The organism is Scandinavium sp. NPDC088450 (assembly GCF_044900545.1).
Lineage (GTDB): Bacteria > Pseudomonadota > Gammaproteobacteria > Enterobacterales > Enterobacteriaceae > Scandinavium.
In genome coordinates, this window is record NZ_JBJDNI010000001.1 from 293,625 (window position 1) to 315,525 (window position 21,901).

Sequence of the window (21,901 nt, forward strand, 5' to 3'; positions counted from 1 at the left end):
TTATTTTACTATCAGAAGTTGAACTTGTAGTTCACCATCAGACCTTTATCGCTGATACCGTCCTCTTTCCAGTGGAAGGCTTCCAGTGACGCCGCGGTGTTACCAGCGTGATATTTCACGCCGACCTGCGCCATACTGTTGATGCCCCCGCCTTTCTGACCGTCATCCACGGCGAAGTTCTGCCCGGATGCGCCCTGCAAAGAAGCGGTTTTACCGCTGGTTGAGTAGCTCAGGTTCGGGCCACCCTCAACGGTCGCAGTTGCTGCCCAGCCATTTTTACCGGCGTAGCTCAGCTTCATGCCGACCACGGAATCCACGGCGGTTTCGGTGGTGCTGTTCATGTTGAGGTTGAAGTCACCTGCCCCGGTTTCTTTGTAGCCGTCGTCCAGCGTGTGGCGCAGTTTAACGCCGGCATACGAGGCAATATCCAGCCCTTCGCTGAGGTTGAAGGTTTTACGGCCTTCAGAGCGCAACTCAAGATATTGCTGCTTAGTATCAGCCGAGGCCTGTTTGTTCACATCGCCGTAGTTAATACCGCGCTTGCTGTCGAGCTGATGCACGTCATAACGCAGGCCGTTGTTCCACGACAGGCCACTTTCACCAATCGGCATGGCATGATCCAGACCAAAGAACTGACTGTAACCGCCGGTAATGCCATCCTGACCGGCACTGACGTTGCCGTCGCCGTCCAGACGCGCGATACCGTATTCCATGGTTAACGACTGGTTGTTACCGAAGCCCAGTTTCTGACGCAGTGCCATCATATCGTATTGCGTGTCATTGCTGAGTTCTGCACGCGGATCGCCCTTCGCCACTATGTTAAATGACAGACCGTTGTTAATTTCCGGTGCCGCATCGGCCAGCATATCGAAGCGGTTGCTGAGCACGCGCGCATCACGGGCAACATTCAGTGCCTGGCTGCCGCTGATCTGCTTCATGGCTTTGGTCACGTCTGATGAGGTCGCCATATTCAGGCTGCTATACAGTTCGTTGTTGGTGTAACCCTCATCCAGTGCCGCTGCAACGCTGTTGACGCTGCTGTCATCCACCACCGAGGTATAGGCGTTTTTGCTCATGGTGACGTCAACGTTGCCGCTGGTATCGGTGGTGCCCTGCGCGCTCCATACCACGCTTGTCGAAGCGATAGCGTCTGCGTCGGTGAGATTGCTGCCCTCAACCACGTTGTCAAAGGTCACGGTGGTCGCGGCGGTGCCAGCGGCAAAACCGGTATTCACCTCAACGCCGTTCATGCTGGCGTTGTTGACCATCAGCTTACCGGCGCTGCCGTCGGCGCTGGTGCCCACCACGTAACCATTGAGATCGTTGGTAGTTGCTGTGCTGACTGTGGATGAACCACCAGAATACGGTGTGATAGTAGGTTCAGTTGGCGCAGTGTAATCGACGTAGTGAACTTCAGTCCCGTCGCCGCCTTCGCCGCTGCCTTCCATCGTTGTGCCAGTCTGTTTGATAAGCCCGGACCCCGTCACGCTGTCATCAATAAACACCGTGCCGTTGTTGACGATATGTCCGTTGCTGCCGAGTTTGCTGAAGGCATAGGAATTGCTGGCGTAAATATTGATTACCCCGTTGTTCTCAACCACGCCGTTTGCAGTGGCGTCTGACTCCAGCTGCATCCCGACCATGCCTGTCTGCGCGGTGCCTTCGGTACCCACGTTAATGGTGCCGTTGTTCACCATCATTGAACTGCCGTGTGCGGACATCGCCACGTTGTTGTTCTTGTCGATATTAATGGTGCCGTCGTTAATGGCTTTGCTGGCAGCACTGTTATTGGTAGTGGTTACCTGCCCGTTAATCACCCCAGTTGTGCCGTTATAGACTGTGCTGCCGCTACCCGCAGTGGCAATATCCGCATCGCTGTTAACGGTACCCCAGTTATTGAACTGCCCCGACCACAATGATTTGTCGTCAAGCACCACAGTGCCGCCTTCGAGGTTGTTGAACACCCCACTTTTATCGACGCCGACATGGTTGGCCGTACCGGCATTATTGAAGGTGGAGGCAGCGGCGAAGGTCACTTTATTAACCGTGCCATCAGCTTCATTGTTCATGACGGCACTAGCAGAAGACCCTTTCCAGGCGCTTACTGTTCCACTGTTGTTAAAGGTGCTGGCCCACTGCTCAACGCTGGCCATGGTGCCCGTATTATTACCCGCGGAACTTGAGGCAATGACGGCTGAACCCGTCACGGTGCCTTCGTTAATGAAATTACCATCGGCGGTCACCTTACCGGTGGTTCCCTGGTTGGTATATTCGCCACCTTTGTTGATGGTGACGCCACTGATGTTACCTGTTGCTTCGTTGGTCAGATGGCCACTGTCTGTTACGGTGATATCACTTCCGGTGACGGTGCCTGCATTGGTGACATAAGCCTCAGCGACACTGGAGGTACCCAAAATCAAAGCCTGATTAGATAATGCCAGGGTTTCCCCTTGCGCCGTAATCACATCGCCATCATTCCAGACCACTGCCACAGCACTGTCGGTCGGGTTATACGTCTCAGCATTTTCGCAATTGCCATCGGTGCAAACTAAGCCGTAGTTGATAATTTTGCCGGAGCCATCGTTATAGAAAGCCACCCCGTTATCGGCATTGATATTAATCACCCCGGTGGTGTCGTTAATCGCAGTGCCACCGGCGTAGACCGCCATGCCAACCAGCGGAGCCGTTGGGTCGTAGTTCCCATCCTTCTCGAGGTTAATGGTGCCCTGGTTAACCACGGTATTATTGCCATAGGCCGCCATGCCCGCACCGGCATTATTAATGGTAATGGTACCCTGATTGAGAGCGGAAGAGCCGGTTTTGCCATAAGTTGCGTCATGGTCGCCGCCAGCCCCCATACCCACTGAGTAATCAATCGCCCGGGTACCAATATTTGAAGCCAGAGTGGTGGTATCATTCGGGTCGACCCATAACGCATCGGTCGTGATGGTGCCATTATTGACGGCATAACCGCCACCGTATAATCCGGCCATGCCGACAGCGCCACGTCCAGCCATATCGATAGTGCCATTATTCACTACCGTGCTGCCGTCAACCGCAGCAACCATTCCCTGAACGGAAGTCGCCTTATTATTGAAGGTGGTTTGTGCGTAGACACCATAGACATCAGGAGTGTTCACCACGCTGTCCTGGTTAATCACTTTTCCAGTTATCACCGCACCACTCTCATTGACGGCCGTGCTGCCAAACTCGGTGAGTGTCCCAGAGAGTGCAAATAGATCTTTTGAGGTTGAAGTTGCGCGGTTAAGGGTAATTTCACCCTGGTTACTGACCAGCGTGCCGTTACTAAAACTCGTCACGACAGAGATATTGGTTGACTCGATAGCCCCCTTATTAACAACGGATGAACCATCGTTGGCAGTGATTAATGTCGACTCTTCCCAGGACTTATCAATTGGGTCTGCATCAATGACAAAGCTTGCCCCGTCTTCAATTATCAGAGAGGCACCATTTGTGAGATCGAAGAAGGACTTCCATACTCCGGATTTAAATTCGCCGCTCAGGGTGGATTCACCGTTCAGGACCAACGTCGACTGGCCATCGACTGAAACAGGAGAATCATAAGCGAGGCCATAGCGCCCGTTGGCAATCTCATCGCCAGCGGCGGTATCCGTCATCGCATCGGTTTCGCCGACCAGATGAATACCCTCGTTCAGGGTGACGGTGTTACCATCGCCCTTCACTTTTAGCCCCTGAATCTCTTCTTCTGTTCCACTGGCACTGCCATACTTCGAACTTGCATATTCACCGTCACTGATCACGGTTAAACTGCCGTCGAGGGTGACATTGTTATTATTGCCCTCGACGTTAATGCCGACTGATGGGTCCAAGAAATAGTCAGCGGCGTTATCCGCAGTCTGGTCTTTATCGACCACCATGTTGCCGCTTAGCGTTACGGTATTACTTTCACCGGTCACATTGACACCGGTGGCTTTTTGCCCGGTCACGTTGATGGCGTTGGATTCAAGGCTCACAGTGTTCCCATTACCGGAAACATCTAACCCTGTTGAGAAATCGCCGACGTTCAGATCGCCGGTTTGATGGACGGTATTACCGTTGCCATCGACAGCCACACCGGTGGAATGGATATTTTCATCGCTACTGCTCACAGTAGTGGTACCGCCATTGGTGATGGTATTGCCATCGCCGCTGACCAGAATACCCTCCGCGCCTTCGGTGGCGGTGATATCGCCGGTATTGCTGATGACGTTATTGTCGCCATAGATTTCGACACCAATGGAGTCTACGCCGTTGGCGCTGGTCGCTCCGGTGGTGGTAATGGCGTTGTCGTCGCCGATAATAAAGCTGCCGGTAGCGCTTTCTGTGGCCGTTGAGTCTCCGATGCTGACGGTGTTGTCGCTGCCATCAACTATCTTGCCCGCATTACCGTTGCCGGAGGCAGTGCCGCCGCTGATGGTGACGGAGCTGTTGTCGGTCAGCGTCATGTCACCAATATCGGTCAGCGTCAGGTTGCCTTTGTAATCGTAAACCGCGGCTTTGGTGCCATCGCCGCTGATCATATCCAGCTTAATAGTGTTGCTGGCCTCATTGACTTTGTACTGATTCAGCAGCGCAGTTCTGCCGTCAGTTGTGTTGGTCAGCGTCCAGGTGCCGTCGCTATTAGTGGAAATGTTCCAGACGGAGTCACCCACGGCCAGCGTTTTCGCCCCTTTATCAATGGTGACGTTGTTGTTATAGGTGGTGACCGTGGTGTCAGTTCCACCGCCGGAATCGTCGCCACCAGAATCATCACCGCCAGAATCACCGCCGGAGTCACCGCCAGAATCGCCACCGGAATCACCGCCAGAATCACCGCCAGAATCGCCACCGGAATCACCGCCAGAATCGCCACCGGAATCGCCACCGGAATCGCCGCCAGAATCGCCACCGGAATCATTGCTGCTGTGGTGGCTGTCACCGTCGCTATTGGTGGCCGCTAAGCCGACCGTCGCCAACAGCGCAGTCGCACCACCGGCAACCCACGCCCAGGTCGTTTCTTCGTCAGCGTTAACCACTGGCTTCAGGCACACCGGAGCGAGCTTCTCTTTTTGCTCTTTCGTTAATTTACTGAGATCACTCGGACACTGAATCTCCGTTTTCTCTTCCGCGGGCTCAGTTGGATCCGCCCACGCCATATTTCCTTGCAGAGTGAAGGCAACACACAGAGAAAGTGTGCTCCTTTTTAACATTTTTTTACTGGTTGCCGGTTTCATGGCATAGACCCTTCTGTGATTATTGAATACGCTTTCCTCTCCGGTTGGGAGATAAGAACAGTGTTGGCTGAAATGTTAATTCATTAACTTAATACTCGATGAATTAACATTTCATTGGTAATGGGAATACTTTACTCAAGGGAATTTGTCAGGATGAAATTCGCTTACTAGCAACCTGTATTCCCGCCGCTATGTATTCCGACATAAATAAATTGTGTATAGATACGGTGTTTATGCCTAATCCACGGAGCAGCACTCTTTTATAGTTGTGCATACTTTTCGCTGATTGTGCTTTTTCGCTCACGCACGCCAAATAATCTGCCAGCCCACTGGCGGCGTGACCTATGCGCCGCATGTTGCGGCCAGAGGGAGCGTTAAAAGACCTCTGCATCCCTTTCCTTCTGGTATGCGTTATCTGCTTAAACGTCTGTAATGAAGACCGAGAGGGAAAGAAACAGGAGTGTACGGTCGTGTCACTTAAATCAAAATCAATAAAAAAAACAATGGCTCCAGAAACCTGGCGCAACTGCTTACAGAGCTGCAAATGTGCCTGCCGATTTGTGATAAACACATAAAAGAAATCAACACCTTTGAGCAATTTGTTATTCTCAATGGCTTTTAAGGGTGTCAATACCAGCACTGTGTCACCGGGCGATTGCAGTGATTTAAATCCCAGCGAAAAAAAAGAGTTATCCGAGATAACACAGATCACATTCATGAGAAAATCCATTTCAAAATTACTGTGAGATGTCTATGTAATGGCGTTATGAAATCACCATTTTACAAATATAGTTAAAAATACCGGTAATAGAAGAGACGAAATCATCTGCTCCAGGTGATTTCAGCCTGTATTCATTCTTTTGAGTTTACTCCACCTCAATGTGCAGTAAGAATATTCAACGCCAGCAAAGTATACATCAGTGAATGATTAGCTGGGAAAATAAATATTTGCATTCATCATGGAGAGGAAAAGGCTTAACAAGCTGAATTGTATAGGATAGTGGTATAATTCACTCTCAGTGCTTTATTAATTAATTATCACTAAATGTTGTATGAGCGGTTATCATTCGCAGGTGGCGGGTAAATAGGACGTGTTGTCTCTTCATGTCTGCATTAGGAAACAGTGGTGTCATTCATGATAGTTATGACACCAGTCTCATTCTGGTTGGTTCTTAGTCGCCCCTCACTGCCATTCCGTTTCGGTGACTGTGGCCTTCTGAGTCGCTCGTTTGAACAAGCACATTTCCTTTCCCTGCTTGCCATTCATATGTTTTTGCGGATAAACACCCTGCTGTAGCAATACGGAATACCCGACTGAATCATCAAAATGCGTAATCGCCCGGATCACCTTGACGTTTTTCAGCCCGCTGGCATTTTTACAGGCAGCTACCATCGCTTTGTCGCCAGCGTTCCAGGCCTCAGTCGTGGAACTTTGGGCGGGCTGAATCACCAATGGCAGCAACAAGGCGAAAGCAAACGGCAACATCTTTTTGCGGATAGTCATCGGATTAAGGCTTGTGTTTAACATGTGTGGCCCTTTGGGTTTCGTGGCAATAACAGCTGAAATTACAAGGAACACAACCTCAGTTCAATCATTGGGCTGGCTTTTGAGACTGGACCTACACGTCACGCAAACACCCTCATTATGATAATATTTCGCATGTACCCTCGCCTGCTGAGTAGAATTACAGGCTGATTGAAGCAACAGCGCTATGTTACAAAATGGGAAGTGAATAATGATTAACCGCATCCAGATCCAGAACTTCCGTTCAGTGCGAAATATCGACCTCGAACTGGGAAAGCTTAATGTGGTGTTTGGCAGCAACGGCTGCGGGAAATCAAACGTTTATAAAGGTATTCAGTTACTTTCTGCGGCCGCAGACGGCAAGTTTTCAACCCATCTTAGTGATGAAGGCGGACTTGAGAATGTGATGTGGTCCGGCAACAGCCCTCTTTCTGCCGGGCAGCCACGGCGCATGGTTCTGTCTTGTCAGACGGATGATTTCGATTTTGAAATGCAAATTGGCTTTCCGGATAAGCTGCCCTATCCTACGCACTTTGCGTTAGATCCTGTTTTAAAAGAAGAAAACATTTGGGTGGGCAATGTTGGTCGGCGTCCGAGTGCTAATGTCTTACGTCGAAAAAACAGCGCAGCTTTTTTAGTCGACGTTGATGGCCATAAAAATGCCTATTCTGATGCGGTATATGAAAATGAATCTATTTTTGGTCATCTGGGCGAGCCGCATAAATATCCTGAAGTCTCTCAGGTCAGAGAAACCATGCGCAAGTGGCGGTTTTATCATGAGTTTGATATGTCGAGGAAATCCTCGATCAGAACCGCGAATATAGGCCATCGCTCCCCGGCGTTGTTCAGCGATGGGTCTAATCTGGCTGCAGCATTTCAAACCATTATTGAAATTGGCGACGCTGAGCTGCTGACGGAAATATTGGCTGATGCGTTTCCGGATTGTTCATTCTATTGTGAAAACGAGCATTCCTTATTTGTGATGAAAATGCGGCGTAAAGGCGTTAATCGTCCTTTGCTGGCCAGTGAGATGTCTGACGGGACTCTGCGTTTCTTATGCCTGGCGGTCGCGCTGCTAAGCCCTCGCCCTCCTTCGTTTTTTGCCTTGAATGAACCCGAAAACAGCCTTCATCCTTTACTGTTGCCGGCTCTGGCAAAACTGATCGTCGAATCATCACGCTACTCACAAATCTGGCTCACCAGCCATTCCCCCGATCTTGCCGAGCATATTTCCGACCACACCTCATTCCAGCTTTATGAACTGGCGAATGAATCAGGTGAAACGGTGATAAAAAGCCGGGGATAATCCCGCGAACATTTCCGCTCCTCGCTCACGCTTTTTCAGCGAACTGTCATACTCATACGATGAAGCCCATGTGATGACATCGTCGCGGCAAGTGTGATGAATGCCAGGAGCGAGGCATGCAAAATACGGCATTAAAAGATCCCAGCAAATACAACTTACTGCTCCTGCTTTCATGGGGCGTTCTCTATTTTTTCCTGGGCTATGTTTCCCTGACTCTTGATGATCCTGGCAGCCGAATTGCTTTTATCTGGTTGCCTGCCGGTGTTGCCGTCAGCGCTTTTCTTCTTTTCCCTCGCCGAAACTGGGCGCTGCTGTTTCTGTCTTTGTTTATTGCCCGCCTGCTTCTTGATGTCACCTTTCGCCATTCCTTGTCGGTTTCACTCGGGCTGTCAGCGATTTCTCTGATGAATGATTTCAGTATTGCGTGGTTTGTGCGCCGCTTCACTCGCGGCCGCGATGAGCTGTTTAAAGTGATTAACTGGATAATGGCAACGCTGTTTATCAGTGTGATTGCGGCTTTTTTGGGGGTGATGTGGCTTTCGTTCCTTCAGGGAACGCCGCCTCTCAAAGGAGTCTGGATCTGGTGGAGCGCGAATGTCACAGGCACACTATTTGTTACGCCTGCACTCGTCGGGCTGGTCTCGCTTCGCACTAGCTCAGGGTCTGTGTCTAAGCGACTATCACTGCTGCTGATTATCGCCATTCTGCTGATCACTCTTCTTATCTTTACCAGAACGCCACCCACCACCGAAAACATGGCACTGACCTACTCCGTCGCCTGTCTCCCGTTGGTACTGGTTATGCTCGTGGCCATACTTTGCAACAGTCGTCTGGCATCAGTGGCGTTTATCCTTTTCAGCATCGTTGTGATGGCGGCCTCGTGGTATGAAACCGGACCGTTCTACCCTGGCAAGCTAACCCTGGATGAGTCGATCATTTTGGCTCAGTGCTATTTGTCAGGTTCTGCGTTGTTGATTGTGTTTGTACGGGCTCAGAAGCGTTTTCGGCGTGCAGACTCTGGGGAGTACCTTATCCAGGACATCGCCTATTCGCTTGATCCCTTAACCGGCAGCCTCAGCTGGAATCCCCATGCCAGCTCGCCACTTCGCGCCGAACTCTCGCCTATCACGACGCGCGAAATGTTGCTGGCCCATATTCCGGACGAAAACCATAAAGTGCAGATGCAGTCCAGATGGCAGGCAGTGCTTGAACATCAGGCTGTCGAAGATGGGTTTCGCTTTAGGCTCCATCTTGATGGCCATAACCCGATATTGATGTATGAAAGCAATACGCTGCTTATCGCGGGAAGTGAGAGTGATGCCATTATCGGGTTTTGGACTGAAGCCAGAGTCGGTCAGCCTGAGGGAGAACGTTAGTTATGCTACAAATCGCTTTATTACTGGCTGGCGCGGCGTTTGTGCGAAAAGCCGCACCGGTTCTCATGCTGGCTGGTGTTATTTGGGGTGGTCTGGGGTTGTCCATTTTTATCGACGGTCTGCAAGGGGAAAGACACTTCCCTCTGCATATTTTTGGGTTGTTATTACTGGCTGATAGTCTGGTTGCTCTCATGTTAGGTTCTGCCGCAAAAGGCACTCAACGAGGCGTGTTTTACTTCAAAGGCGGCGTTTTCTTCCTCGTGGCCTTGTTGGTGTTATCAGGCCGTCACAGCGGCAATCTGGTTTTGGCCATTGTGTTTGGGATGGCCTATTTTGTGACGGGCCTGTTTGTCATTGCATCGGCAATCGTTGTTCGCTTCACATTGTGGCGGCGGTCGCTGTGTTCAGGCGTGTTGCAAATCGCTTTTGCCATCTTCTTGTTTTTGCCCTTTCCAACCGCGCATGATGGCACGATCTCACAGTTCATTGGCATGGTGCTGATCACCGGTGGACTTCAGTCGCTGCTGTTGTCTTTGCGCATGCGGCGCATTAATGAAGGTCGTTCGGTGTTTGATATCCTCGCTCCGCAGGATCTTTTACGTTCAGATGATAAAGCCCTTCTTTCCACCACTGATATTGCCACTGGGGGAAAGCTGATTGTTCATGTCTGGACGCCGGAAGGCTCCTCTGAAAATGAGACGTTGTCCCGCCCGGTGATCAGTCGCTATATCGCGGCGGTTGATGCCAACGGCGTGGTTTCGACAGGCCATGCTGCGCTTGAAATGCCGCCCTCACTCTATATCAGTCTCTATCCGGCAGCTGACATCGACCGTTCACCGTCGGAGTTTTTTAATACGCTCAAAGCCGTAGAGGCCAATTCGGTCGCCGGGCTTTTTCAACCTGACTACCAAACGGAAGCCCGCAACTGGTGTGAATCCGATCGTAAAATTATTTTTACTACCTTCAATGCAGCGGCGTTGACGAGCTTCTGTAGCCGATATCGACAGGTTGAAACGTATAATTTGACCTTGCGTAATTGCTCCAGCAGCGTGGCTTACGCGCTCGAAGCCGCACTCGATGGTGTTTTGCACGATCGTTGTACCTGGCGCGGTTTCCTGCAGTTGTTTCTGATCCCTGAACTGTGGATTGCCGCGCAGCTTCGTAAACGCGCGACCACCATGGCCTGGACGCCGGGTTTGGTGCTTGATTACACCCGGGCGTTGCATGCCATCGTTCATCCTAGCGGGGTTTCACTGCTCTCGTTCATCAAGCGAAAGATCTTTGCGCAATGATTTCGTCGCTAACTCTGCGTTCGAAAGCGTTTATGGAGGCTCAATAACGCAAAAAGCAGGCACAACGTTCCGGTGAACCAGGGCAGCCCGTGTCGTGAAAATGTCATAATAAAGCCCCCCAGTAACGGGCCAATCAATGCGCCAGCGCCCCACGCCACTGACATTGCCGCATAGATGCCAGCGAGCTGTGCCCCCCGAAAGCGCTCACCGACCCACGTGATGGCGACAGTGTAAATCCCAACGAAAATGCCGCCCCAGATAAACAGCATGCAGTACGCCAACAGATGAAATGTCAGGATCAGCGGCCAGATAAACGCCAGAACAGCGGCAAGACCTGCCAGCGTTCGCATGAATATCAGACGGTTTATTTTATCGGCAAGCCAGCCCACAGGCAGTTGCAAGATGATGGCACCCAACATCAGTACAGAAATCAGCAACGTAGAGGCCGATTCGCTCCAGCCAAGCTTCATGGCGTACACCGAGAGAAAGTTCATCCCCAGCACTTCGACAGCCGCGTTAAGCACCGTAGCCGAAACAGGTAAGGCCGCGAGCTTCAGGCTGTTGAGCAGGCTGTCTGCAGGTTCATGATGCTCATGCGCTTTCGGCATTCCGCTGGTGATAATCAGTAATGCGGCTATTGCAGCCAGGAACGCGGCAACATAAAAAGCCAAGCCGCCTGCGCTGCCGGTTGCAAGCAAAATTAACGGGCCGGTGGCGAACCCAAGCGACATGCCAGCGGTGTAAAGTGCCAGCACTTTGCCTCGGGCTTGTTCCACCGTGCTACCGTTAAGCCAGGTCTCCGTCTGTACCATGATGATTTCGCTGAACAGGCCAAGCCCTAACCGCAGCAGTAACCATCCTGAAAGCGGCACGAAGGAAAACAGGGTGAAAATGCCCGCCAGCGCGATAAGCGAAACCACCATCAACACCGCAGGCCGACACAGCCTAAACAGTGCAGGCAAAAACGGCGCAACGATAAATACACCGACAGCATGCATGGCAGCATTGAGGCCGATCAGGCTTTCAGAGGCGCCTGCGTCAAGCAGCCTGAACGCGATCAGCGGCGAACTCAGGCCATAGGTCAGGCCGAAGATCGTCACTGAAAAAATGACCGCCAGCAGCCTCTTGGTGTTTAGCTTAGTGGTTTTCACCACGCTATGGGTTCACGCAGGATAGAATGTGAAGGCACTTTCATATCAATCTTTACAGCCACAAAAGGCTCCTGATTGAAGGGATTCTGCCTTCACAGTATAGGCTACCCTTTTACCAGCACAGGATCTGCACGCCAAAATGCTGGAAACGAGCTCTTAAGTTGCTGCACTTTGGGTATATCGTTGATAACGATGTACGGATAATTCGGGTTATCGTTGAGGAAGTTTTGGTGATACTTTTCAGCCGGGTAAAAATGCGCATTGTCTTCAATTTTAGTCGCTAGCGGCGCGGTGAAGTAGTGCCCGGCATTGAGCTGCGCTATGTATGCCTTCGCGATTTTCTCCTGCTCCTGGTTTTGTGGGAACAGTGCTGAACGATATTGCGTTCCGTAATCCGGGCCTTGTTTGTTCAATTCGGTTGGGTCATGAGCCACCGAGAAAAACACCTGCAATAACTGACCGTAACTTACCTTTTGTGGATCGTAGGTCACGCTAACGGACTCTGCATGCCCGGTCATTCCCATACTAACGGTAGGATAATTTGCCGTTCTGGCTTTCCCTCCGGCGTAGCCAGAGACAGCATTAGTGACGCCCTTCACATGCTGGAAAACACCCTGCACGCCCCAGAAACAGCCGCCAGCAAAAATGGCTGTTTCAAGCTGAGCGCCATGGGATTGTTCATCCATTGCAGGCGCGGGGATCTTTACCGCGCTATCGCTGGCAGACCATGCCGGGAGCTGGAACAGCACGCTGGCGGCAACCACTATGGCAAATCCTGTCGCTAAACGTTTCATGGCATTCCTCTCTTTTTAACCAAAAGTGAAGGCATACGCCGTCACGCCGGGATCGTCGAATTCAATACTGAAAGTATGTTCACCGGAACCAGAAGACTGACGTATTAGTTGATAGAGGCGCTGATCGGTAACCGTACCGCGTCCGTCTGAATTGACATCGCTACCGTGCATGGCGCCAGGTTTTTGCCCGTCCAGTGACACAGTAAAATGCACCGGGTTGCCGTTTGCCGCTGGCCCAAGCACCAGGTGCAGATCGCGAGCATGAAACTGATAGACAATGCGTCCTTTGCCGCCCGCCAGCGTGATGTGCTCGCCGCCAATATTCCAGTTTCCGTCAAGCCCCCACGTGTTAACTGGTAACGCTTGGGGTTGCTGATAAGCGCTGGCCTGATCCTGTTGGATCTCGCCAGAAGCGAAATTCTCAGCCCGTTGATAACCCAGATACGTTTCAGGCGAAATGTCATCCTGACCGCTGGCCTGCTGTTCCACGCCCTGCCCACTGACTTGCGCAATGCCGGAGCTGACGTTTTGCGAACCCGCCTGACGCAGCAGTTCCTGTATCACGCGCTCTGATTCGGCATAGTTGCCTTCACCAAAATGGGTGTAGCGGATATGCCCGTTCGCATCGATAAAGTAATGCGCTGGCCAATAGTTATTGTTGAACGCCCGCCACAGCGTGAAGTTGTTATCTATCGCGATCGGATACGTCACGCCCAGTTTTTTCGCTTCTTTGGTGACGTTATTGATATCTCGTTCAAAGGCAAATTCCGGGGCATGCACACCTATCACCACCAGACCCTGACTACGATATTTTTCCGCCCAGGCTTTGACGTAAGGCAGCGTGCGTAAGCAGTTGATGCAGGAGTACGTCCAGAAATCGACCAGCACAACTTTTCCGCGCAGCGCTTCTGCCGTCAGTGGGGGCGAATTCAGCCACTGGACTGCACCGTTCAACGAGGGCATTGGCCCGCCGTCTATCAGTTGTGGCACGTCGTTTGTGGTGGCTGCAGCCAATATTGGTGACGGTGTCACGTTTTGGTTTGCGTTTACAGGCCCCAGCTTTTGAACCAGTGCCTGTTCTATGCCACCTGTTGAAACCGTCGACAGACGTGCCAGCACGCCGGTGTCCAGACCTAAAGAAATGGCGGCGACACCCAACAGCATCGCGGCCCCGAGTCCACGACGGATCCACTCACCAATACCCAGTGAACGTTTCATGGCGCTGAAGACCTTCCCACCAATCAACAAAGCCAGTGCTAAAGAAGTGATCGCCCCTGCGGCATAAGCGAGCAACAGCAGTGTGGAACCTGTATTTGCCCCCTGAAGTGCAGCTCCCGTCAGGACCAACCCCAGAATGGGGCCCGCGCACGGTGCCCATAAAAGGCCAGTCGCCGCGCCAAGTAACATTGAGCTGCCTGGACCTGAAGATCGCCCTGAAGCAATTCTTTCCGACAATGAATTTCCTGCAGAAACCAGTGGGTGCATCAGCCTCTCAGCCAACTGAGGAAACAGCAGCGTGATGCCAAACACGGCCATCAAGACCAAAGCGGCAATGCGTCCATATTGATTAGCAGCGACAACCCATCCGCCGCCGACAGCGGCTAATGTGGCGAACAGTGTGAAGGTTAAGGCCATCCCAAGCAGCAGCGGCAAACCCGTGCGGCGAAACGGCTGATCGGAGCGAGCAAAGACAAACGGCAATACCGGTAAAATACAGGGACTGGCAATGGTGAGCAGACCACCAAGATAAGCGAGAATGATAACCAGCATGATGTCGACCTCAGCAGAGACAACACGGAAGATGCATTGACTGTAGCGGCTAGCTGCTTACGAGATCCTCACGGAAGTATCACTTTTTCGTGATAGTTGGTCGGCGGTGCCGACGCGAAAATCCTGATCCTTTGGCGATAAAAAAAAGGAACCTTTCGGCTCCTTTTGGAAGGCAAAGTTCATCAGAAATGGTAGCGAAGGTTCAGCATCCCACCTGCATTTTGGTACTGGTTATGCCCTTTCTGCCATTTGGCTTCGACGGCCACTTCAATGCGTTGAGTGACGTTTGCGCTCAGGCCCGTCTTCAGTTCGGCCACGTCTTTCATCCCGTCCAGTGTGGTCGTGGTTTCATTGATAGTCGCGCCAAACGCGCTGCTGTTATGTAGCCAGTTCAACTCAACATAGGGTTTAAGTTGTACGTTACCAGCCTGGCTTTCCAGCGCTGTGCGCAGTCCCAGACGCGTGGCTACGTTGCCCTCTGAGGACGTCACTTTGCTGCCATTCGCTTCCTGATGGTCATCGGCTTTCACATTCATCCAAACCACCTGCACTTGCGGCTGGAGGAATAAGGCTGACTGTTCGCTAAGCCCAACTCGCGCACGATAGCCCCACTCCGTTGACGCTGAAATCCCTTTTGCCGTCCAGGCTTCTGCGTTCAGTGAGTCGCCTTGCAAGCTGTTGCTGAAATGGTTATACAAGAGCCAGTTATCGCTATAGAGGCCCGTTCGCTGTGACTCATCAGCATACCAGGTGGCGCTCGCCCCGCCGCTGTAACCCTGAGAAGAGCGTTTAGCCCTGTAACCTGTCACAGCAGAAACTGAGTCTCCGCGGTTATAGCCATATCCCGCCATCAAGCCAACATGCAGCGCCCCTTTTTCACTGACCGGCACGCTCATCACATCGCCGCCAAGTTGAACCACATATTGATTGGCGGTGTTGTCGACTTGATTGCCTGCTTGTGAATTTTGGTGCTCGCCCGTTTGACGCAACCACAAGGATGAACCCGGTACACTGGCATTCACTCTGTCCTGCAACTGAGTAACAAACATCTGGTTTGCCACCGCATTATTGACTGCATAGGCTCCTGCTTCTGGCCGCAGAACATGAGTCGCTTTCGGCACGGATGAAGGCTGTGGTTGTGCAACCGGCGGCGATTCGCTATGTTCTGGCTCGAACCCTGGCTGCGGATTGGGTGCAGGTTCCGGGGTTGGCTCGGGCGTAGGTTCTGGAGTTGGTTCTGGTACCGGTGTTGACGGCTGCAATACTGAACTCAATCGCCAGTTACTGCTTTGCGGGGCCTGCTGAAGGAAATAATCGTAGCTCCCCGCCACAATACGCCCTTTTTGTACGAAGGTATCTGCTGCCGTTATCCCACTGATCTTGATAATTTCAATGCCTTCCAGGGTCTTTGCGCCCAAACCGCCGACATTGTTAACCTCGACAGCGGTTGTTCCGTTGGTATTCCCGTTTATCACCAGTCGATCCGTCAGCGAGTCATCCCCGGCCAGATTGCCATTAAGCCGTAAGGTGCTGCCTTGTTGTCCGGTGTAGTTGCCGTTGATGACGAGGTTGTGCCCATAGCTATTGGCATCAGGACTCAGGGCAATCTTGCCTGCGTTAACCACATCACCGTTAATCGTAAAATCAGGCACACCTGTCTGAACCTGGCTTTGGCTGCCTGTTAACACGGTGCCGTAATTGGTTACATGACCCGTTAGCGTGCCATTCTGACTTAATTGCAGCACGCCGTCTTTGTTAACAGTCGCGCCGCCTCCACCTGCAATTGTCATATTTCCGCTGAGATGTAGCAGGCCATTTATATCCACGACATCACTTGCAGGCCCCCATGCGGAAATATTCCCTGATAATTCCCACTGGCTATTCTCTACAACGGTAATTTTCGCAAGGCCGTTTTCTGGCGTGTTGCCGACAAAATTACCTGACTCAGACCCTTCGCCTTTCAATACCAGTGAGTTGCCATTCCCCTTGCTGAAAAATACCGTATTATCAGCGCCAGACATCATCGAACCGCTGCCTAATGTCAGAATATTATCGTTGCCACTGGCAATAATGGCTGGAGCATGTTGGCTTGAGATCAGACCGTAGTTTTCAAGTTTGCTGTTATCACCCAGCGTTAACGCTTCGTCATAGACAGAAGTGAGACTTCCGCTGTTCACCACCGTGACGGGCTTTGCTCTTAACGCATGGATAGCCGTGTCTTTGCCCTCAATCACACCGCGGTTGTCGATGACTGCCTCGCCGCCAAGGATAACAATGGCCGTACCGTTCGTCGCCGTGATGCGCCCATCGTTAACGATCTGGTGATCGTTATCTGTCAGAATAAGGCTTAAATCCCACCCTTCTATGCGCCCTTTATTAATTAATTCACCTTGTGCGATGAAATTAAAAGCCGCCATGGAGTAAGGATTGTTTTCATCGTTAAAGCGAGAGATAACCCCTTCATTGAGAAAGGAAACTGCAGGAGACCCTCCACCTGCACCAATAAAGGGCTTGAGCGTGATGGTTTCATAGATTGAATCTGACGTAACAATGCTGCCCTGATTGACCTGATAGCTTTCCGCATAATCAAGAAACCAGTAGTTATTCCCGGATTCAATAACTTCCGTCGATGCTTCGGCAGATTTATGTAACAGTGAAGTCATTAGCAGCGCCATGCTCGCAGGATAAATAAAATTAGCCCTTGAACAGTGCAGTAAAGATGTTAAAAGCAAAATATCACCAGCCAGTATTATTAAACGTGAAAAGAAAGCCATTTCCCTTCTGGATTTTGCGTAGCAGAAATCCTCATGAAGCTATTTCCATGACAGGTAAAATCAACTCACAAACAAAAAAATCAGCGGAGCGCTCCCCTTGCCTCTTCAAAGATGACTCTCTGAAAGCAAGATTGAACGAAACCAGCCGCCTCCGCAGACTGAAAACATGGATAGTTCACTAAATTGATAGTCACCCATAGTTATCAGTTATGTGAATGTAATGGATCTTTTACACAGGTTCAAGAATTTTCCTACAAACCCACAACCTTCTCATTCAATGAGTTACAAAGATTCTTAGCAAAACCTTTTAAATATTAATGGCTTGATATATTGCTTTCGAACATAAAAAACTTTCATATGAAAACGTTATGGCGCGAGAACTCAACCAAAATGAGGGGATTTATAAGAGGAAGGTCGGTGTAACGGGAGATGAAGGAATCAAACTAAAAAGCCGCTGCGTCAGTTCGCAGCGGCCACTTCACACTATCATAATGCCGATTTAAGGCGCTTCACCGCTTCATACAGCTGATCTTCCGTCGCCGTAGCGTAAGAGAAACGCAGGGTTTTCTTGTCTGCCCGATCGCTAAAGAAGAACTCACCCGGTACGTAAACCACGCCTTTCTCCAGCGTTTGCTTCAGCCACTGGGTGGTATCGAAGTCATAGCGGAACGTCGCCCACAGGAACATGCCGCCCTGTGGTTGGTTGAAGCGGATATGCTCATCCAGTTCGGCCTTCAGGAAGCGAGACAGCGCCTGACATTTTTCCTGATACGCTGCACGAATCTGGGCGATTTGCGGCTCCAGACGCCCTGTTGTCAGATAGGCCGCCACAAGCGACTGCGTAAACGAGTTGGCATGAAGATCGGTCGCCTGCTTCACAATCGCGACTTTTTGTTTCATCCATTCCGGCAGCACAATCCAGCCCACACGCAGGCCCGGCGCAAGAATTTTCGAGAAGGTTGAGGTATAAACCACGCTCTCATGATCCCCCATTTCAGCGGCAGTCTGGAACAGTGTTTTTTCACGCTCCTCGGTGAAGCTGATTGCGCCATACGGGTCATCTTCAATAATCACAAAGTCATGCTGCGCGGCCAGTTTAACCAGCTTCTCGCGACGGGTTTTGCTGAGCGTGGTTCCGCTCGGGTTACCAAACGTCGGTACCAGGTAAACGGCTTTAATGCGAGTCGTGCTGAGCAGCGCTTCCAGTTCATCCACAATCATGCCGTGCTCATCGCTGCCAACGGATTGCACGGTCGCTTCGGTGAGGCTGAGAATTTGCAACGTTGCGAGATAGGTCGGGCGTTCAACGACGAACACATCGCCAGGGTTGGCCAGCGCACGAATCAGCAGATCCAGCGCTTGCTGTGAACCAGACGTAATAAGCAGTTGGTCTTCCGTCGTGGTGATGCCACGAGCCTTGCACAGGCCGACCAGTTGCTGGCGCAGATCGACGCACCCTTCCGTCAAACCATACTGAAAGGCTTCATTAAAATTCTGCTCAACGACTTGTTGAGTGGCTTGCGCCAGCCCTTCTTTATCGAACAATTCAGCAGAAGGAATGCCGCCGGCGAGGGAAATCACGCCAGGCATCTTACTGTGTTTGAGAAGTTCGCGAATGGCGGAAGGCTGAAGCTGCTGGATACGGTGTGCGAGGTGATTGCTCTTGCTCATGGTGTTATCTCTGTTTTTCATTTCTTTGAAATATATCTGGCGATCAATTGATTACGCAATGGCTTTCTACTGAGTCTTCTCAAGCTGTGCCAGCCAAATCGTACGCCCGCCGCAAGTCGGGTCTTCCGTCACCTGGTTTCTGACGTTAAAACCGTGCGTTGCAAGCAGCTGACGATACTCATCAGGGGCAAGACTCGCATGATACAGCGGCTCGCCGATAAACTCCCCGATGGCTTCACCGTTATCGGGCCCGCTGGTGAACATCAATGCGGTACCGTCATGACTATGCTGCTGAAAAATAGAGAACATTTTGCGTTGTGCGCTGCGAGTCAGATGAAAAAAACTGTCCCAGGCGATGATGCCATCGAATGTCTGTTGAAGTTTCAGACTGCGCATATCCGCAAGATGCCATTCGGCATGAGGAAAACGTTGCTGACAACGTTCAAGCAACGGTGCTGAAGCATCGACGCCACAAATCTGGTGGCCCTTTTGCAGGAAATAACGGGCTATAGGATCGCCTCCGCCACAACCGAGATCCAGAATGCTGGCGTGTTCAGGCAATAAAGCCAGGAAGCGGTCCAGCCAGACTTGCTCGATGAAATTTTCCTTACGTATGGCATCCCACTGCGCCGCGCCTTCCTGATACAGACGCATAATGTTCTCTGCTGAGGGGTGATCTTTTTCCATTTCCAGCCTCTGTTTTCACGATCGTTGACAATCTTCAGGTTCACGCGCAGACTAAATGTGTACTCAGTACCATTTAAAACTCAGTACACTCTATTACTCTTTGAGAATCATTATGAATAAATCTTTGATTGTTATCTTCACAACAATCTGTCTCGACGCGATCGGCATTGGCCTCATCATCCCTATTCTTCCCCGTTTGCTGGAAGATGTGGCGCATACCAGCAATATTGCGCTGTATATGGGGATCATGACGGCACTTTACGCAGTGATGCAGTTTGTCTTCGCGCCGGTGCTTGGCGCGCTCAGCGATGCCCATGGCCGACGTCCTGTGCTGATCGTGTCGCTTGCAGGCTCGGCTATCAACTACCTGATTCTGGCTTTTGCCCCACAGCTTTGGATTCTGTTTATCGGCCGGGCAATTGCCGGGCTGACCAGCGCCAACATGTCTGTCGCTACCGCTTATCTCACTGATATCACCCCGCCGGAACAGCGAGCTCGTCGCTTTGGTCTGTTTAACGCGATGTTTGGCGTAGGGTTCATTATCGGGCCTGTGTTGGGTGGGCTGCTTGGCGATTTTTGGGTTCGCTTGCCGTTTCTTGCCGCCGCAGTCCTGACCGCCGCAAATTTGTTGATGGCGCTATTTGTCCTGCCAGAATCTCGTGTTCCGTCTCATACACGCTTGCACTTAAAAGCCCTGAATCCGCTTAAACCGCTGCGCTGGGCGTTGTCGATGAAAAAGCTCATCCCGATTGTGCTGGTCTTTTTTATCCTCAGCGGAATTGGTGAGGTTTACGGTATCTGCTGGGCGCTGTGGGGGAGCGACACCTTCCACTGGAACGGCTTCTGGATTGGCCTTTCGCTCTGCGCATTTGGGATTTGTCAGGCCCTGGTACAGGCATTTCTACCCGGCCCCGCAGCTCGGCTTTTTGGCGAACGCGGTGCAGTGCTGGTGGGCGTGGCCTGCTCTTGTGTGGCACTGACGATCCTCGCGTTTACCCGTGAAAGCTGGATGGTGTTTGCCATCATGCCGCTCTTTGCACTTGGCGGCATTGGCACGCCAGCGCTGCAGGCGTTAGCCACTCGTCAGGTTGATGCCGATCGGCAGGGACAATTTCAGGGCGTGCTGGGTTCCGCCATCAGCCTGGCCTCCATCATTGCCCCACTTGGTTTTTCCGGCATTTACTTTCTGGTACAGCAGAGCTGGCCGGGGGCAATCTGGCTCTCAGTGGTTGCGATTTACGCGTTGGCCGTGCCGCTGATTGTGCTTGGCACGCGTAAAAACACGCCACCCGAATCTGAAAACATCGCTTAAAGGAGTAAAAACATGTCCGAACCTACCGATCGCCGTTCACGTAAAAGGCTGGAAACGCGCCGTAATATCTCTTATGCCGCGACAGCACTGTTTGCCGAAAAAGGCTTTGATAACGTGACTGTCGACGAGATAGCGGCCGCAGCAGATGTGGGCAGAATGACAGTGTTTAACCATTTTCCTCGCAAGGAAGACATGTTTTTTGACCGTGATGAAGAGATCCGCGAAACGCTCTGCCAGGCCTTGCGCGAACGTCCGGCAGAGCTTTCTCCCATCGAGGCCCTGCGGTTACTGGCGCATCGGTTAATTGCCGAGAAGCGCCCTTTCCTTCAATTCTCTGCCGACAGCCAGGGCTTTGTAGCCATCATTCAGGCCAGCGAAACCCTGAAAGCGCGCGCCAGGCAAATTCGTGACGAGGTGGCGAACATCATGGCGGCTGAGCTGGCTATGATTTCCGGGAAAGATGAACCCGACGGCGATGCGAAGCTGGCCGCTGCCCTGCTGCTCGCCAGCTGGAGCGTGGCGCTAATCACTGCCCACGAAGTCTTTCGTTCCAGTGTGGATGAAAAACTAGCCATACAGGCCTTTCTGGCGGTCATTGATAAAGGTGCGGCCGGGCAAAAAGCCGCGTTGGCGGGCACAGCGTATGCGTGAAATTAGCGAAGCCACCACTGAATCAGCATGATATAACGCCATGAATTTCCATTACAGGATTTAATGTCATTTTAAGCATGGCGTTACAGCCCTGGCGAGAGTTTGAGCGATAGCTTGCCATTAAGGGGGATAAAACAGATAAACATCAATGTGTTATGTAAATGATTTTTGTGATGCCGGTCAAGGTATTCGGCATAAGCACCTCCTTGAGTGCCATCGTGAGGGGTGTCTGAAATTTTGAACAGTCACTCAGAAAGGCATTAGCCCTTGGCCTGCCCGTCAGGAGCATCGCGTAGACGCTGAACGCGGACTAACAAAGTCAACACAGCCTGTTATCAATATGTTCACTTTTTGAGGC

The 21,901-nt window shown here is 51.5% G+C and carries 15 protein-coding genes; 6 read left to right on the forward strand and 9 right to left on the reverse strand.

The window, feature by feature from the left end; all coding sequences use genetic code 11:
- Positions 1-11: 11 nt before the first annotated feature.
- The 3 genes from ACI2I2_RS01355 to ACI2I2_RS01365 form a co-directional block, all read right to left on the reverse strand.
- Complete coding sequence (locus tag ACI2I2_RS01355) at positions 12-5,156, reverse strand: autotransporter domain-containing protein (RefSeq protein ID WP_404656248.1); 5,145 nt, start codon at positions 5,154-5,156, stop codon at positions 12-14.
- Between the two features lie 226 nt (positions 5,157-5,382).
- Entirely contained in the window at positions 5,383-5,952 is a 570-nt protein-coding gene (locus ACI2I2_RS01360; RefSeq protein WP_404656249.1) for a hypothetical protein, read from the reverse strand.
- Positions 5,953-6,417: 465 nt separating this feature from the next.
- Entirely contained in the window at positions 6,418-6,762 is a 345-nt protein-coding gene (locus ACI2I2_RS01365; protein ID WP_404656250.1) for a hypothetical protein, read from the reverse strand.
- Between the two features lie 208 nt (positions 6,763-6,970).
- Between ACI2I2_RS01365 and ACI2I2_RS01370 the strand changes: the two genes are divergently transcribed.
- The 3 genes from ACI2I2_RS01370 (at position 6,971) to ACI2I2_RS01380 (ending at position 10,733) form a co-directional block, all read left to right on the forward strand.
- Positions 6,971-8,065, forward strand: a complete 1,095-nt coding sequence (locus tag ACI2I2_RS01370) for an AAA family ATPase (protein ID WP_404656251.1) — start codon at positions 6,971-6,973, stop codon at positions 8,063-8,065.
- A 116-nt stretch (positions 8,066-8,181) separates the two neighbouring features.
- Positions 8,182-9,441 carry an MASE1 domain-containing protein gene (locus tag ACI2I2_RS01375; RefSeq protein WP_404656252.1) on the forward strand — a complete coding sequence of 420 codons (1,260 nt, stop codon included), beginning with the start codon at positions 8,182-8,184 and terminating at the stop codon, positions 9,439-9,441.
- 41 nt (positions 9,442-9,482) lie between these two features.
- Entirely contained in the window at positions 9,483-10,733 is a 1,251-nt protein-coding gene (locus ACI2I2_RS01380) for an MFS transporter (protein WP_404656253.1), read from the forward strand.
- An 8-nt stretch (positions 10,734-10,741) separates the two neighbouring features.
- On the opposite strand, the gene ACI2I2_RS01385 is transcribed toward ACI2I2_RS01380, so the two are convergent.
- From ACI2I2_RS01385 to ACI2I2_RS01400, 4 genes are all read right to left on the reverse strand, one after another.
- On the reverse strand, positions 10,742-11,887 hold the full coding sequence (locus ACI2I2_RS01385) for an MFS transporter (RefSeq protein WP_404656254.1): 1,146 nt from the start codon (positions 11,885-11,887) through the stop codon (positions 10,742-10,744).
- A 101-nt stretch (positions 11,888-11,988) separates the two neighbouring features.
- On the reverse strand, positions 11,989-12,678 hold the full coding sequence (msrA, locus tag ACI2I2_RS01390) for a peptide-methionine (S)-S-oxide reductase MsrA (RefSeq protein ID WP_404656255.1): 690 nt from the start codon (positions 12,676-12,678) through the stop codon (positions 11,989-11,991).
- A 15-nt stretch (positions 12,679-12,693) separates the two neighbouring features.
- Positions 12,694-14,448 carry a cytochrome c biogenesis protein DipZ gene (locus ACI2I2_RS01395; RefSeq protein ID WP_404656256.1) on the reverse strand — a complete coding sequence of 585 codons (1,755 nt, stop codon included), beginning with the start codon at positions 14,446-14,448 and terminating at the stop codon, positions 12,694-12,696.
- Between the two features lie 182 nt (positions 14,449-14,630).
- Positions 14,631-17,111 (reverse strand): autotransporter outer membrane beta-barrel domain-containing protein, encoded by a 2,481-nt coding sequence (locus ACI2I2_RS01400; protein ID WP_404656257.1) that lies wholly within the window; start codon positions 17,109-17,111, stop codon positions 14,631-14,633.
- A gap of 56 nt (positions 17,112-17,167) precedes the next feature.
- Between ACI2I2_RS01400 and ACI2I2_RS01405 the strand changes: the two genes are divergently transcribed.
- Positions 17,168-17,404 carry a hypothetical protein gene (locus tag ACI2I2_RS01405; RefSeq protein WP_404656258.1) on the forward strand — a complete coding sequence of 79 codons (237 nt, stop codon included), beginning with the start codon at positions 17,168-17,170 and terminating at the stop codon, positions 17,402-17,404.
- Between the two features lie 304 nt (positions 17,405-17,708).
- On the opposite strand, the gene ACI2I2_RS01410 is transcribed toward ACI2I2_RS01405, so the two are convergent.
- Together ACI2I2_RS01410 and ACI2I2_RS01415 are read right to left on the reverse strand one after the other, a co-directional pair.
- Entirely contained in the window at positions 17,709-18,893 is a 1,185-nt protein-coding gene (locus ACI2I2_RS01410; RefSeq protein WP_404656259.1) for a PLP-dependent aminotransferase family protein, read from the reverse strand.
- Positions 18,894-18,959: 66 nt separating this feature from the next.
- Positions 18,960-19,580 carry a class I SAM-dependent DNA methyltransferase gene (locus tag ACI2I2_RS01415; protein WP_404656260.1) on the reverse strand — a complete coding sequence of 207 codons (621 nt, stop codon included), beginning with the start codon at positions 19,578-19,580 and terminating at the stop codon, positions 18,960-18,962.
- A gap of 112 nt (positions 19,581-19,692) precedes the next feature.
- Between ACI2I2_RS01415 and ACI2I2_RS01420 the strand changes: the two genes are divergently transcribed.
- Both ACI2I2_RS01420 and ACI2I2_RS01425 read left to right on the forward strand, forming a co-directional pair.
- A complete protein-coding gene (locus tag ACI2I2_RS01420; RefSeq protein WP_404656261.1) occupies positions 19,693-20,892 on the forward strand; it encodes a TCR/Tet family MFS transporter in 1,200 nt (399 codons plus the stop codon).
- Between the two features lie 12 nt (positions 20,893-20,904).
- Positions 20,905-21,543: a TetR/AcrR family transcriptional regulator gene (locus tag ACI2I2_RS01425; RefSeq protein WP_404656262.1), complete on the forward strand. Its 639-nt coding sequence runs from the start codon at positions 20,905-20,907 to the stop codon at positions 21,541-21,543.
- Positions 21,544-21,901: the final 358 nt, after the last annotated feature.

Coding starts and splice junctions, on each gene's coding strand:
- ACI2I2_RS01355 (WP_404656248.1), bottom strand. CDS start 5,156: ATGGCGTGGGCGGATCCAACTGAGCCCGCGGAAGAGAAAACGGAGATT.
- ACI2I2_RS01360 (WP_404656249.1), bottom strand. CDS start 5,952: ATGAATGTGATCTGTGTTATCTCGGATAACTCTTTTTTTTCGCTGGGA.
- ACI2I2_RS01365 (WP_404656250.1), bottom strand. CDS start 6,762: ATGTTAAACACAAGCCTTAATCCGATGACTATCCGCAAAAAGATGTTG.
- ACI2I2_RS01370 (WP_404656251.1), top strand. CDS start 6,971: ATGATTAACCGCATCCAGATCCAGAACTTCCGTTCAGTGCGAAATATC.
- ACI2I2_RS01375 (WP_404656252.1), top strand. CDS start 8,182: ATGCAAAATACGGCATTAAAAGATCCCAGCAAATACAACTTACTGCTC.
- msrA (WP_404656255.1), bottom strand. CDS start 12,678: ATGAAACGTTTAGCGACAGGATTTGCCATAGTGGTTGCCGCCAGCGTG.
- ACI2I2_RS01395 (WP_404656256.1), bottom strand. CDS start 14,448: ATGCTGGTTATCATTCTCGCTTATCTTGGTGGTCTGCTCACCATTGCC.
- ACI2I2_RS01400 (WP_404656257.1), bottom strand. CDS start 17,111: ATGACTTCACTGTTACATAAATCTGCCGAAGCATCGACGGAAGTTATT.
- ACI2I2_RS01405 (WP_404656258.1), top strand. CDS start 17,168: ATGTTAAAAGCAAAATATCACCAGCCAGTATTATTAAACGTGAAAAGA.
- ACI2I2_RS01410 (WP_404656259.1), bottom strand. CDS start 18,893: ATGAGCAAGAGCAATCACCTCGCACACCGTATCCAGCAGCTTCAGCCT.
- ACI2I2_RS01415 (WP_404656260.1), bottom strand. CDS start 19,580: ATGGAAAAAGATCACCCCTCAGCAGAGAACATTATGCGTCTGTATCAG.
- ACI2I2_RS01420 (WP_404656261.1), top strand. CDS start 19,693: ATGAATAAATCTTTGATTGTTATCTTCACAACAATCTGTCTCGACGCG.
- ACI2I2_RS01425 (WP_404656262.1), top strand. CDS start 20,905: ATGTCCGAACCTACCGATCGCCGTTCACGTAAAAGGCTGGAAACGCGC.